The 13,470-nt window shown below is 69.7% G+C and carries 12 protein-coding genes; 8 read left to right on the top strand and 4 right to left on the bottom strand.

The window, feature by feature from the left end; genetic code table 11:
* The first annotated feature begins 79 nt into the window (after window positions 1-79).
* A complete protein-coding gene (locus AB0K52_RS15460; protein ID WP_363531914.1) occupies window positions 80-1,309 on the top strand; it encodes a hypothetical protein in 1,230 nt (409 codons plus the stop codon).
* Between the two features lie 234 nt (window positions 1,310-1,543).
* On the opposite strand, the gene AB0K52_RS15455 is transcribed toward AB0K52_RS15460, so the two are convergent.
* The gene (locus AB0K52_RS15455) at window positions 1,544-3,028 is read right to left on the bottom strand and encodes a glutamate--cysteine ligase (RefSeq protein ID WP_363531911.1); all 1,485 of its coding nucleotides are present in this window, start codon (window positions 3,026-3,028) and stop codon (window positions 1,544-1,546) included.
* 273 nt (window positions 3,029-3,301) lie between these two features.
* On the opposite strand from AB0K52_RS15455, the gene AB0K52_RS15450 reads away from it, so the two are divergent.
* Window positions 3,302-4,003 carry a CDP-alcohol phosphatidyltransferase family protein gene (locus tag AB0K52_RS15450; RefSeq protein WP_363531908.1) on the top strand — a complete coding sequence of 234 codons (702 nt, stop codon included), beginning with the start codon at window positions 3,302-3,304 and terminating at the stop codon, window positions 4,001-4,003.
* On the opposite strand, the gene AB0K52_RS15445 is transcribed toward AB0K52_RS15450, so the two are convergent.
* Complete coding sequence (locus AB0K52_RS15445) at window positions 4,000-5,160, bottom strand: glycosyltransferase family 4 protein (RefSeq protein ID WP_363531905.1); 1,161 nt, start codon at window positions 5,158-5,160, stop codon at window positions 4,000-4,002. The two genes, AB0K52_RS15450 and AB0K52_RS15445, sit on opposite strands and share 4 nt — an antisense overlap.
* A gap of 266 nt (window positions 5,161-5,426) precedes the next feature.
* Here AB0K52_RS15445 and AB0K52_RS15440 point away from each other — a divergent pair, with 266 nt between their 5' ends.
* The 5 genes from AB0K52_RS15440 to AB0K52_RS15420 all read left to right on the top strand — a co-directional run bounded on the left by AB0K52_RS15440 (window position 5,427) and on the right by AB0K52_RS15420 (window position 11,232).
* Window positions 5,427-6,920: a sugar transferase gene (locus tag AB0K52_RS15440; RefSeq protein ID WP_208498936.1), complete on the top strand. Its 1,494-nt coding sequence runs from the start codon at window positions 5,427-5,429 to the stop codon at window positions 6,918-6,920.
* Window positions 6,921-7,003: 83 nt separating this feature from the next.
* Complete coding sequence (locus tag AB0K52_RS15435; RefSeq protein ID WP_363531902.1) at window positions 7,004-7,951, top strand: UDP-glucuronic acid decarboxylase family protein; 948 nt, start codon at window positions 7,004-7,006, stop codon at window positions 7,949-7,951.
* Between the two features lie 166 nt (window positions 7,952-8,117).
* Window positions 8,118-9,257 carry an LCP family protein gene (locus tag AB0K52_RS15430; RefSeq protein ID WP_363531899.1) on the top strand — a complete coding sequence of 380 codons (1,140 nt, stop codon included), beginning with the start codon at window positions 8,118-8,120 and terminating at the stop codon, window positions 9,255-9,257.
* Between the two features lie 257 nt (window positions 9,258-9,514).
* Window positions 9,515-10,336 (top strand): SAM-dependent methyltransferase, encoded by an 822-nt coding sequence (locus AB0K52_RS15425; protein ID WP_363531897.1) that lies wholly within the window; start codon window positions 9,515-9,517, stop codon window positions 10,334-10,336.
* Between the two features lie 86 nt (window positions 10,337-10,422).
* Window positions 10,423-11,232, top strand: coding sequence for an SAM-dependent methyltransferase (locus AB0K52_RS15420; protein WP_363531895.1), 810 nt, complete (start codon window positions 10,423-10,425; stop codon window positions 11,230-11,232).
* 130 nt (window positions 11,233-11,362) lie between these two features.
* On the opposite strand, the gene AB0K52_RS15415 is transcribed toward AB0K52_RS15420, so the two are convergent.
* Together AB0K52_RS15415 and AB0K52_RS15410 are read right to left on the bottom strand one after the other, a co-directional pair.
* Complete coding sequence (locus AB0K52_RS15415) at window positions 11,363-12,244, bottom strand: helix-turn-helix transcriptional regulator (RefSeq protein ID WP_363531892.1); 882 nt, start codon at window positions 12,242-12,244, stop codon at window positions 11,363-11,365.
* Window positions 12,245-12,361: 117 nt separating this feature from the next.
* A complete protein-coding gene (locus AB0K52_RS15410; protein WP_208498930.1) occupies window positions 12,362-12,607 on the bottom strand; it encodes a DUF397 domain-containing protein in 246 nt (81 codons plus the stop codon).
* 487 nt (window positions 12,608-13,094) lie between these two features.
* Here AB0K52_RS15410 and AB0K52_RS15405 point away from each other — a divergent pair, with 487 nt between their 5' ends.
* The gene (locus tag AB0K52_RS15405) at window positions 13,095-13,406 is read left to right on the top strand and encodes a hypothetical protein (protein ID WP_363531889.1); all 312 of its coding nucleotides are present in this window, start codon (window positions 13,095-13,097) and stop codon (window positions 13,404-13,406) included.
* The last annotated feature ends 64 nt before the right edge of the window (window positions 13,407-13,470 follow it).

The raw sequence follows: 13,470 nt of genomic DNA, 5'->3' as shown, positions 1-13,470 counted from the left end.
TCCATCGTCCACCAGGCCCGCGACCTCACGCGATCGCCCGTACGAGACTCCATTGCGTACACGCAGTACGGTGCGACGTATGTCACCTAGATACGCCGCGAAGACCGTCGGCGCCGGGTTCGCGGTCGCGGCGCTCGCCGCGCTCGCGCAGCTCGGGCTGGCCTACGGCTTCGGACTCCTCTCCTGGGCGGACGCCGCCCCCGGCGCCGCCGAGCCGGTGCTCGACTACCGCTCCAACGCGAACCTCGCCTGGGTCGCGTGGTTCTCGGCCGCCTCCGGCGTCGTCGGCGGCCTCGCCTCGGGCGCGATCGGCTCGCGTGCCGCCGCCCGCCTCGGCCCCGCCGTCCGCGTCACCGCCGTCCTCGCGAGCGCCGTCGGCGCCTTCGCGGTCGGCCCGCTCGTCTCCCTCTCGGCCGAGCGCGGCGCGGCCTTCACGAGCTTCCCCACCGAGCCCCTCGTCGCCGCCGGACTCGGCGCGGCGGTCGGCTTCGCGCTCGCGCTCATCGGCCTCAGCTCCCGCTCGGTCGCGGTCAACGTGGGCGCTTCGGTGGCCCTGGTGTGGCTGCTCGCGGTCCTCGCCGTGTTCGTGGAGGTCGGCGAGCCCGTCTCGCCGGTCGCCGAGCTCGCCGTGTGGGGCTCGTGGGTCGGCCCGGACACGTTCCTCGGCATGCGCGGCTTCGCGATCTCGGTCCCGTTCGTCACCGGCTCCGCGCTCATCGGCGTGGTGGTCGCGATCCTGGCGCGCCGCGGCCCGATCTCCAGCTCCGGCTACCGGATCGCGGCGGCCTCCGGCATCGCCGGGCCGCTCATCGTCACCGTGGCCCACTTCTACGCCGGGCCGTCCCCGGTCGACAGCGCCGACTCGATGTCGGTGATCCTCGTCGGCCCGTACGCGGCGATCGCCGGCCTCCTCGGCTCCCTCATCGTCTGCGCCCTCCCGAAGTCCGGCGGCCAGCTCGACGACGCTCCCCAGAACAGCGCGCCCCCGGTCCCGGAGCCCCGCGAGGCCCCGACCGGACTGGTCGAGACCGCCCCCGGCTGGACCGTCCCCGAACCCGCCTCCGCCTACGGCGACACCCGCAAGGGCGACACGAAGGACCTCCCCGCCGAAGGCCCCGACCCCGAACTCGACTGGGTCCAGGAACTCAAGCCCGTCGAACCCGGCGCGACCCTCACCGCCGAGCCCGAGACGGCGACCGAACAGGCCGAGGCGGCGACCGAGGCGAAGCCCAAGCGCCGCCCCCGCAAGACCGCCCGAACCCGCCGCAAGCTCGGCTCAGACGAGCCGAACCCCGACGACCCCGCCTGAGCTCCGACGAGCCCCGGCCGCCGTTCCTGCACTTCCTCACATTCAAGGCGGTGCCGGACCCATGCGGGTCATCGCATTGCTTCGGTTGGCAGGAGGCGGATGCGGGTGGGAAGGGGGCACGCCCTACGCCCTCACGCGGGCGCGCCCGCGCAAGCGGCGCAGCCGCCCGCCACCCCACGGCAAAGGCCGGGACCGCCACGGTCCCGGCCTCCGCCGTTCGCCACGAACGCACGCTCACACTTCCCAGTCGTGCACCGGCCGCCCGTCGGCCGAGCGGGCCGCGTAGTCGAGCACCATGGCCCGCAGCGCGTCGCGCCGCTCCAGCCGCTGCCGGTGCTCGGCCACCTGCACGCGCGCGACCTGCCAGGTCGCGCCGTTCACGCCCCGGCGGCACCGCGCCTCGATCACCCCGAGATAGCGGCTGACGTCGCGGCTGACCACGCCCATCGCCGCCAGCCCCTCGGCCGCCGCGGGCAGCAGCTCCTCCAGGACCAGCGCCCGCGCCGGCACGAGCCCGCGGCCCGGCCACCACTGGTCGGCCTGGATGCCGTGCCGCGCCGCCGAACGGAAGTTCGCCGCGGCCTGCGCGAAGTCCATCCGCTCGCTCAACGGGACCGGCGCGTTCGCGTAGTACCCGACCAGGCCGTAGAACAGCGCCATGTTCGCGCAGATGTCCACGGCCGTCGGCCCCGCCGCGACCACCCGGTTCTCCACCCGCACATGCGGGCGCCCCGAGTGCACGTCGTACACCGGCCGGTTCCACCGGTACACGGTCCCGTTGTGGTACCGCAGCTCCTGGAGCGACGGGACGCCGCCGGCCGCGGTCACCGCGAGCGGGTCCTCCTCGTCGCACAGCGGTAAAAGCGGCGCGAAATGCCGGTAGTTCTCATCGAACAGCTCCAGCACCCCGTCGATCCACCGCTCGCCGAACCACGCCCGCGGCCTCGCGCCCGACTCCCGCTGGTTCGCCCGCCGCGTGTCGGTGCCCTGCTCGAACAGGATCACCCGCGTCTCGGCCCACAGCTGCCGCCCGAACAGGTACGGCGAGTTCGCGCCCATCGCCACCTGCACGCCCGCGATCGCCTGCGCGGCGTTCCAGTACCGCGCGAAGTCCTCAGGGGACACCTGCAGGTGGAACTGCACGGACGTGTTCGCCGCCTCCGGCGCGATCGACGAGGACGTGAAGTCCACCGACTCCGCCCCCTGGATGTCGATCCGCAGGGGCTCGCCGCGCTGGGCCATGATCTCGTCGTTGAGGATCCGGTACCGCCGCGTCCGCGACAGGGCGTCGACGCTCATGTGGTCGGTGAACAGGGTGGGCATCGTCCCGATAGGACAGACGCGCACTCCGGCCTTGTCCCCGGCCTCCCGCACCTCCGACAGGACCGCCGCCAGATCGCTCTCGTACCAGGAGATCCCGGCCCCGTCGAGCAGGCGGGGCGGCAGGTTCAGCTCGATGTTGAAGGCGCCCAACTCGTGTTGAGCGCCGTAGAGGGCGTCCTCTTCGCCCGAGGTGTGCAGGTGCTCCAGCACCGCGTCGTTCGCGAACGCCGGATCCCCCGTCGGCGCAACGAGGTCGAGCTCCAGTTCGAGGCCCGTCATGGGCCGGTCCCGGTCGAGTCGCCGGTCGGCCAGGAGCTGCGCGAGGGCCGTGCGGCCCGCCTGGAGTCGCGCCGTGTACGCGGGGTGGTCCCATTGGCGCAGGGCAGTGCCGGTCACCTCGTCCCCCATATTTTCCTCCCCAGGAATGAAAGGTCCATCAACCTTAAGACTTTCGGTCATGCGCTGGCTACCAAGGGAGAAGCGCTTTCGTCCCAAATGGTGTGGATCGCGCTCATATTAGGGACCGGCGATCGGCGATAGTGTCGGGATCTTGACACAACCGGGTTTCGGAAGTTCACTATCTGTATCAAAGCAGCTCACGAGCGGAGTCGTCCGCGACACGTTCCGCTGCCGGATGAGGACGCGACGTGCGCGCTATAGGATGCCCGCGTGTCCGAACAGCGCCCGTCCCACCGCCCCGCCGACTTCCTCGCCGCCCACCGCGGCGGCGGCCTCGCCACCCTCCTCGACCAGCGCGGCGCCGCCTACTTCGCTTACGCCGCATGGCGAATGGGCCTCAAGCCCACGCACCTCTCCTTCGTGAACCTGATCCTCGGCATCGGCACGAGCGCCGGCGTCATCGCCTACATCCCGGCCGCGCGGGACGGCGCGCCGTGGTGGCCCGTCGCGATCGCCGCGCTCGTGATCTGGCAGGTCGCGTACATGCTCGACTGCGCCGACGGCCAGCTCGCGCGCGTCACCGGCACCGGCTCCGACGCGGGCGCGCGCGTCGACATCCTGTGCGACATCGCGATCCAGGCCTCGGTCGTCTCGGTGGTCGTGGCCGTCACCAGCGCCTACACGCCCGAGCTCCCGGCGTGGTGCGGGGCGGCGTTCGCGGCCCTGTGGATGACGAACCTCGTCACGGCGGTGATGGCCAAAGAGGACGACGGCGTCTCGATGGTCAAGAGCACCAACATCGTCGTGCGCCTGATCAAGCTCGTGCGCGACTACGGCTTCATCATCGTCGTGATCGCCCTCGCGCTCATCTGGCCCGAGCTCATGGCCGTGGTCCTGCTCGGCTTCGGCGCGGTGAACGCGCTGTTCCTGCTGGCGAGCATCGCGAGCAACGCCCGCGCGTCGCTGCGCTAGGCCGCGATCAGCTCCTCGTAGATCTCGATCTGCCGCCGCAGGGTCACCTCGGGCGCGAAGACCGCCTCGTAGCGAGCCCTGGCGTTCCCGGCGTACGCCGGGTCCTTCGCGACGGCTTCGAGGCCGCGCGCGAGCGCTTCGGGCGCCGGCTCGACCGCGACGCCGGCCGGCGCGTCGGTGTCGGCCCCGGCGATGAACGGCGCGCCGCCCATGCGGGTCGCCACCACCGCCCGCCCGGCCGCGAGCGCTTCGATGCCGGTGGTCGGCAGGATGTCCTGCCAGATCGAGGGCACGACGACGGCCGCGGAGGCCGCCAGGGCCGCGTCCCGCGCCTCCGGCTCGAGCTGCCCGAGGTATTCGATGTCGTCGCGTTCGGCCGCGGCGGCCTCCACGAGGGACCGCAGCGGGCCGTCGCCGGCGATCCGCAGCACCTGGCCCGGGAGGTCCGCGCGGCGCCACGCGTCGAGCAGCAGCGCCACGCCCTTCTCCGGCACGAGCCGCGCCCCGAACAGGAACCCGGCGCCGAGCGGCACCTCGCCGGGGTCGGCGACCGCGTTGGGCTTGACGCGGATCTGCTCCTCCCGGATGCCGATGCTCCGCAGGTACGCGGCCATCGCGTCGGTGAGCGCGATGAAGCGGTCCACGCCGCGCCACGTCCCCTGGTGCGCCCCGAGGGCGACGGCCATCACGGCGCTCTGCGGGCGCGACCCCCGGTAGCAGGCGTGCAGGACGCCCGGCCCGTTCCAGCGCCTGCCGTGGCAGTCCCGGCAGTCGTGCCCGTCCCTGAAGTAGAGCCCGTTCATGCAGTCGTGCCGGTAGTTGTGAATGGTCTGCACCACTTTGACCCCGTGCTTGTGGGCGGTGCCGACCACCGAAGGGGACAGGAGCGGGTACGGGTTGTGCAGGTGCAGCAGGTCCGGGCGCTCGCGCTCGAGCACCGCCGCGAGCTCGCGCTGCGTCCCGGCCGCGTGCACCGGCGAGGCGACGAGTGCTGCTTTCTTATGCGCGGGAAGCGAACCGATCTCATCTGAGGACCGCAGGAACGGCACGACCTCCACGCCCGCGTCCCGCAGCGCCCCGATCTCGTAGTCCACGATCGTGTTCTCGCCCGACGGCTGCGCCGAGGAGTACCTGTTGTGGGCGATGACGATCTTCACAGGCTTCCTTCGTGCGGTCGGGGGTGGCGCGGGCTGCTTTCAGCTCGGCCGAACATACCTCAGCAGCCGAATAGGTGTAGGTTGTCGGGTACCGTGTCGGCGGGCCGCCCGGTCACTGGAGACGCAGCGCAGATCTCCGCCCGCGGACACTCACCTCCACCGTAAGCTGACGACCGCAGGGATGTGCAGTGGCTACGAGCCTGGAACGCCCAGCAAAGGATCTCCACGGAAGTGGGGGTGCTCCGTACGGACGGACGGGGACGCCGGTGGCCAGAACTCGCGACTCCGGTGACCCGCAGCTCGTCACCAACGGGGTCACCCGCTCCACTTGGCGGCGCCTCGTCCGCGCCTCCAACTGGCACCGCTACTACCAGGCCGCGCTCGTGGGCGCGGACCTGCTCGCCGCCGTGCTCGCCACCGTCATCACGGTCAACCTGACGCGCTCGCCCAAAGCCGGTTTCGACACCGACGACCAGCTGCACTTCTTCTACCTGACGGTCTGGCTGCTGCTGCCCCTCGCGTGGCTGCTGGCCCTCTGGGGCACCGGCTCCTACGACCGCCGCTACTTCGGCATGGGCAACGAGGAGTTCAAGCGCGTCATCCGCGCCTCCATGTTCATGCTGGCCCTCGTCTCCTTCGCCGCCCTCACCTTCAAGGCCGACGTCTCGCGTGTCGCGGTCGCGGTCATCCTGCTCGCGGCGGCCGTGCTCGTCTCGGCGTTCCGCTACGGCGCCCGGTACGGCCTGCACCGGATGCGTGCGACCGGCCGCGGCGTGCAGCGCGTCCTGCTCATCGGCTCCTACCCCGAGGCCCTGGAGGTGTACCGGACGGTGCGCCGCGCCTCCGCGGCCGGCCTCGTCCCCGTGGGCATATACGTGACCGAGGGCGCCTCCTCGGTCCGCAACCTCGACACCCCGGTCCCGGTCTTCGCCGGGACCGACGTCGTCACCTGCGCCGAACAGCTCGAGGCGGACACCCTCGCCGTGTGCGGCTCGGCGTCGGCCGACGCCTCCGACCTGCGCCGCCTCGCCTGGCAGCTCGAGGGCACCGGCCGCGACCTGGTGGTCGCGCCCCAGCTCACGGATATCGCGGGCCCGCGCGTGCACATCCGCCCGGTCGAGGGCCTGCCGCTGCTGCACGTCGAGGAGCCGAAGATCTCCGGCGTCGGCTGGCTGATCAAGAACGTCCTCGACATCTCCTCCTCGGTGCTGGGCCTCGTGCTGCTCTCGCCGCTGTTCCTGGCCGTGGCGATCGCCATCAAGGCCGACAGCCCCGGGCCCGTCTTCTTCCGCCAGAACCGCGTGGGCCGCGACGGCGAGACCTTCAGCTGCTGGAAGTTCCGCACCATGTACATCGACGCGGAGGAGCGCCAGGCGGCGCTCATGATGCACAACGAGACCGACGGCCTCCTGTTCAAGATGAAGGACGACCCGCGCATCACGAACGTCGGCAAGTGGCTGCGCCGGACCTCCATCGACGAGTTCCCGCAGCTCGTCAACGTGGTCCGGGGCGAGATGAGCCTCGTCGGCCCCCGCCCGCTCCCGGCCGAGAACGGCGACTTCCTCGGCGACGTGCGCCGCCGCCTGCTCGTGCGCCCCGGCATCACCGGCCTGTGGCAGGTCTCGGGCCGCTCCGACCTGTCGTGGGACGACGCGGTCCGGCTCGACCTCTACTACGTCGACAACTGGTCGCTCACGACTGACCTTCAGATCCTGTTCCGCACGGTCGCTGTAGTGTTGCGCCGAAAGGGCGCGTACTGACACGGCACAGCGGGGTGCGTTGAGGGAACGCTCAGCTTGCGCCCAGGTGAACGCCAGGCCAACCCTGATAATCTTGGAAATTGATGACTACTTACGGAACCGGCAGCCGCATCCTCGTGACGGGCGGCGCGGGCCTGGTGGGCAGCCACCTCGTCGACGCGCTCCTCGCGAAGGGCTGCGACGTGACCGCGGTCGACAACTTCGTGACCGGCTCGAGGGGCAACCTCGCCGACCACCCCCGCCTCACCGTGGTCGAGGCCGACGTCACCGAGGGCCTGCCCGTCGGCGACGCGCCCTTCGACGCGGTCCTGCACTTCGCGTGCCCCGCCAGCCCCATCGACTTCAAGACCCTGCCGCTGGAGATCCTGCGCGTCGACTCGATCGGCACGTTCCACGCGCTCGACCGCGCCCTCGCGGACGGCGCCCGCTTCCTCATGGCCTCCACCTCCGAGGTCTACGGCGACCCGCTCGTGCACCCGCAGCCGGAGTCCTACTGGGGCAACGTGAACCCGATCGGGGTCCGCTCCTGCTACGACGAGGCGAAGCGCTTCAGCGAGGCCGCCGTCGCGGCCTACCGCAGCCACAAGGGGCTCGACGCGGCGATCGTGCGGATCTTCAACACGTACGGTCCGCGCATGCGCCCCGACGACGGCCGCGTGATCCCGAACTTCATCTCGCAGGCCCTCGCGGGCGAGCCGCTGACGATCTACGGCGACGGCACCCAGACCCGCTCGCTCTGCTACGTCGACGACCTGGTGCGCGGCCTGATCCTCCTGCTCGAGTCGGGGGAGTACGGCCCGGTCAACCTCGGCACCGAGTACGAGCTCACCGTGCAGGAGATGGCCGAGATCATCCTGCGCCTGACCGGCTCGTCCTCGACGATCGAGTACCTCGACCGGCCCTCGGACGACCCGGAGCGCCGCCGCCCCGACCTCACCGCCGCCCGCGAGCTGCTCGGCTACGAGCCGCAGGTCCACTATGAGTCGGGTCTCAAGACGACGATCGACTACTTCGCGACGGAGTTGCGATAGCGGTAGAGCGGCACGGAGTCGCGATAGCCCGCAGAGCGGCACGGAGCTGCGCTAGCCGGCGTGTCGCCCTGAGGTGTTCGGACTCACCGTCAGCTCAGAGGATTCCGAGGCACGACCGGGGCTTGCGCGTCCAAGGTCCCTGGCGGCCACCACGTAAGCTGGGGCCATGACGCAATATGGCTCCAACTACCGCGGCAGCGCCTCGGTGCCGCCCGCGGGCGGCAGCGGCGGCGGAGCCCGGGTCGCTCAGGCGGCGGCCGGCGGCCCCACCCGCCGGGGCCTCATCGGCTCCGGGATCGGCCTGGTGGCCTCCATCGCCGCGGCCGGCGGCGGCTTCGCCGTGTGGTCCACCGCGAACAGCACCAACGCCGACCTCGACCGCGCGTTCGACCTCGACGCGATCCCCGAGGAGGACCGCCCCGAGCGCCTCAACGAGGCCATGAACCTCCTGGTGATCGGCTCCGACCACCGCGAGGGCGAGGACGAGGCCGACGCCCGCTCGGACACGACGATCCTCATGCACGTCAACGAGGACGGCAGCGCCGCCTACGGCATCTCGATCCCGCGCGACCTCTACGTCTACATTCCCGAGGACCCCGAAGCGACGGTCTCCGACACCCTCGACAAGTTCAACGCGGCCTACGCGTGGGGCGGCGTGAACCTCACCGTCCGCACCATCGAGAACCTCACCGGCGTGCGCATCGACCACATCGTCGAGATCGACTTCAACGGCCTCGTCGCGGTCGTCGACGCCCTCGGCGGGGTGACCCTGGACGTCCAGGCCGCCGACGCCGACGGCTACATCACCGATCCGCCCGGCGTCGAGTCGATCCACGGCGAGCACACGTTCTTCGAGGCGGGGCCGAACACGATGAACGGCGCCCAGGCCCTCGACTACGTGCGCCAGCGCTACCAGTACAACGAGGGCGACTTCGCCCGCATGCGCCACCAGCAGGACCTCATCAAGGCCATCATGGACTCGGCGCTGAGCGCCGGCGTCCTCACGAACGAGGACAAGCTCACCTCCTTCATCGACTCCACTTCGGACGCGGTGAAGGTCGACACCGAGTTCAACGCGGTCGCCACCGGGATCACCCTCATGAACATGCGCAGCGACGACCTGCAGTTCATGACCACGCCGCACCTCGGCACCGGCACGCAGGGCGGCCAGTCGGTCGTCATCTACGCCGACGACCCCGAGAACCCGGACGCGAGCAACCCTGACGCCGTGAGCCTCTGGGAGGCGGTGCGGGACGACAGGGTCGAGGAGTGGATCGCGGCCCACCCCGAGGGCGAAGAGGAGTAAGCGCTTCGATCGAAGGGCCCGGGCGCCTGTGCCGTTGCGCGACTCGCAAGCTTCGGCGCGGTTCCCGGGCCCTTCGGCGTCCCCTTCGCGTTCGAGCGCCCGCAGTGGACCGTTGTCGTCTGGAGTGGTTGGTGCGCTTCGTGTTTCATCTGAAACGAATGTGAGCACTGTGGCCCGATGGGGTGATCCCCCCGCTCGGTAATGTGACCCAGGTCGTAGGATATTTTCACCGTTCCTTCGACGAAGAGGCTGAGCCGATGGCAGAGAACGCAGAAGAGTACGTGCCCGACTTCGACATCTCCAGGCCCTCCATTGCCCGCGTCTACGACGCGACCCTCGGCGGCAAGGACAACTTCGCCGTCGACCGCGAGGGCGCCGCCATGATCGCCAAGCACGTCCCGAAGATCAAGGAGGCGAGCCAGGACAACCGCCTCGGCCTCTCCAAGGGCGTCGAGTATGTCGCGAAGCAGGGGATCGACCAGTTCCTGGACATCGGCGCGGGTCTGCCGACGATGGAGAACACGCACCAGGTGGCGCAGCGGATCAACCCGAACGCCAAGGTCTGCTACGTGGACAACGACCCGATCGTGCTCTCGCACGGCCGGGCGCTGCTGGCCGACAACGAGACGACGACGATCGTGACCGCGGACCTGCGCGACCCGCAGAGCATCCTGACCCACCCGGACGTCAACAAGTTCATCGACTTCACCCGCCCCGTCGGCCTCATGGTCGTGGGCCTGATGATGCACTTCCACCCGGACGAGGACCCGGGCAGCTGGATCAAGACGCTGCTCGACGCCTGCCCGAGCGGCTCGTACCTGCACATCACCGACTTCGCCGACACCGGCTACCCGGAGCAGAAGGCGATGGAGAAGTCCTGCATCCAGGCCCTCGGCAACGGCTGGATCCGCACGCCCGAGCAGATCGAGGCGCACTTCCAGGGCCTGCCGCTCGTGCCCCCCGGCATCGAGTACCCGACCCGCTGGTTCCCCGGCGAGCCCGACCGCGAGGTCCCGGCCGTGGAGGACCTGGAGGAGCACCAGCGGATCATCATGGCCGGCATCGGCTACAAGGCCTGAACGGCCACGACTACCGAAGGCGCGCGCCGGGCCGGCGCGCGCCTTCGTCCTTAACCGACGTTTCCTTCGACGAAGAGGCAGCACCGATGGCAGAGCACGCTCCCAGTTTCGACATCTCCAGGCCCACCATCGCCCGCGTCTACGATGCGCTGCTCGGTGGCAAGGACAACTTCGCCGTCGACCGCGAGGGCGCGGCCGCCTATCTCCGGTACGTGCCGGACTCCGGCAAGGTCGCCAAGGAGAACCGCAAAGCGCTCTCCAAGGGGGTGCGGTACATGGCCGAGCAGGGGATCGACCAGTTCCTCGACATCGGCGCGGGCATCCCGACGATGGAGAACACCCACCAGGTCGCCCAGGCGGTCAACCCCGAGGCGAAGGTCGTCTACGTCGACAACGATCCGATCGTGCTCGCGCACGGCCGGGCCCTGCTGGCCACCGACAACTCGACCACCGTGGTGACGGCCGACCTGCGGGACCCGCAGGGCATCCTGGACCACCCCGAGGTCAAGGAGATGCTGGACTTCGACCGGCCCGTCGGCCTCATGGTCGTGGGCCTCCACATGCACTTCCACGACGACGAGGGCCCCGACGAGTGGGTGCGGCTCATCCTCGACGCCTGCCCCTCCGGCTCGTACCTGTTCATCACCGACTTCGTCGACACCGGCGAACCGCTGCAGAAGGGCATGGAGCAGGCCGGGCTCGAAAGCCTCGGCAACGGCTGGATCCGCACGCCCGAGCGGATCACCGAGCACTTCCTGGGGCTGCCGCTGGTCCCGCCCGGCCTGGACTTCCTGGCCCGCTGGTTCCCCAGCGAGCCGGAGAAGGTGGTCACCCCCGCCGACGAACTGGAGCCGTGGCAGCGGATCCTGATGGCCGGGATCGGGTACAAGGCCTAGCGAGACGAACGCAGGGAAGGCGCGCGGTGGGGAAGTCGCGCGCCTTCGTCGTGTCCGCCTTGAAACGGACTCACTCGATCGGGTGAAATTCGAAATCCGCTGCGCGTCCGTCCAGACGGCCCGGCGGTTACTAACTGTATTGATCGAGGATGTTCTTCAGGAAGTCCTGGGTCTTGTGCGGCTGGGTGGCCTGGACGCACAGGTGCTCCATGGCCGCCTGGTAGGCGTCGATCTCGTTGTCGCGCTCGAGGTACAGACCGCCGGTGAGGTGCTCCAGGTAGATGACGTCGCTGAGTTCCTCGTAGGCGAACCGGAGCCAGGTGAAGGGCGCGCCCGCGCCGGAGTGGGCGCCGGCGGTGAACGGCACGATCTGGATGCGCACGTTCGGCTTGTCGCAGAACTCCATGAGGGCCTTGATCTGCCCGTACATCACATTGGCGCCGCCGAACGGGCGGTGCAGGGCGGCCTCGTCGATGACGGCCCACAGCTCGGGCCGCTTCTCCGCGCGGTCGAGGACTTCCTGGCGCTTCATGCGCACCTCGATGCGCTTGTCGATCTCGGTGAGCGGCGTGTGGCCGTACCCGAGCATCATGACGGCGCGGGCGTAGGCCTCGTGCTGCAGCAGACCGGGGATGACCTGCACCTCGTAGGTGCGGATCATCGAGGCGGCGCCTTCCATCTCGAGGTAGTTGCTGAACCAGTCGGGCAGGAAGTCGTTGTACCGTTTCCACTTGCTCGGCCGGTTGGCCTCGCTGGCCATCTCGACGACGCGCTCGATCTCGTCCTCGTCGGTGACGCCGTACATGATCATCAGGTCGCGGACGTCGCGCAGCCGGAAGGAGACGCGGCCGAGCTCGATGCGGCTGATCTTGGTGGCGTCGGCCCGGATCTCGTACGCCGCGTCCTCGCGGGAGATGTCGGCGTCCTGGCGCAGCTGCCGCAGTTTGCTGCCGATCATGACGCGCAGCGTGGTCGTCCCGCTCGGCAGGTCGTCCGGGTTCAACTTCGCCATGGCTCACCTCCCTCCGAGATCAACGGGCCCTGTACGAAAAACTCACCCTGACAGGGTAGCCGCTCGGCCGGTCCCGCCAGGGTGAGTGGTGCCCAAGGGCTCTCGCCCCGGGGCGTCCTAAGCGATCATGTCGTCGAACTCGCCGTCCTTGGCGCCTTCGACGAGCGCGCGGATCTCGGCCACCGTGTAGATGAGGGCCGGACCCTCGGGGAAGCGCGAGTTCCGCACTGCGATCTCCTCGCCGCCGGGGAGCGTGGCCAGCTCGACGCAGTTGCCGCCGTTGGGGCCGCTGCGGACGCTCTTGCGCCAGGCCAGTGTCGAGGGAAGCTCCCCTGCCGGGATGCCGTTGCGTGCCTTGTCCATTCAGATCCTTCCACCAGTGGCCGGCGTCTCCGACCGGATCTTTCCGAAAATGCGACTGCTTCCGGTTAGGTCGGGAGATTCCGGGCACGGCCCTACCAGAGCGGCCGCGCAGAGGAGTTTTCCGACATCCCCATCGCTGGTCGGATCAAGTGTCCCACATTACACAGAGTGAGTGCACATGAGGATGCGCGCGCGGATGCACGTGCATCTGCCCCGTGTTGATGCATGTTAGTATTCATGTGAGAATGCACATAGACACGGACGCTGAAAGTGTGCGACCGTGGTCACGGACTCGAAAAGCCGTCAAACCGGCGCTCGTGTACGCGACGGCGCATCGCCGACCAAGGAGACGCAAATCCCTCGGTGCGGCAATCGCCTTCGCCTCGCGGCGACCTGCATCGCACAACCGGACACGCCAGTGGTTTTGCAGAACCTGGCCGGGCGCGTTCCGGCGAGGTCCGATCGTCGCCGAAGAGGGGTGGGTGCCATGGAACGTCTTGAGGCCCAGACGTTGCTGGGGTCGGCTGCGGCAGGCAAGCTGCGGAGCTCGATGTGCCAGCAGGTGATGGCGATCGAGTACGACCGCAGCGGACACGTCCTTTACCGCTGCGCCCGCTCGTGCGGGAAGCACACCGCGGATGCCGCCCAGGTCCAGGCAGGACTCCTGTGGCACTACCGCGGCCGGAGCCTCGGCGAGCACTACGGGCTCCCGGACGAGGAGATCGTGGACGACATGTTCGCCTCGCTCCAGCTCGCCTGGATCCGCGACGGCGACATCTACACCGCGCGCTTCCGTTAGCAAGAGCAGACGACGCTGCGAGCCTGGCAGGGGTCGCAGCGCCCCGAGACTTTGTTCTGTTTGG

Source organism: Glycomyces sp. NPDC049804 (genome assembly GCF_040674615.1).
Classification (GTDB): Bacteria; Actinomycetota; Actinomycetes; order Mycobacteriales; family Micromonosporaceae; genus Glycomyces; species Glycomyces niveus.
The sequence above is the reverse complement of the archived record's forward strand: the minus strand, read 5'-3'. Positions and strand labels throughout refer to the sequence as shown.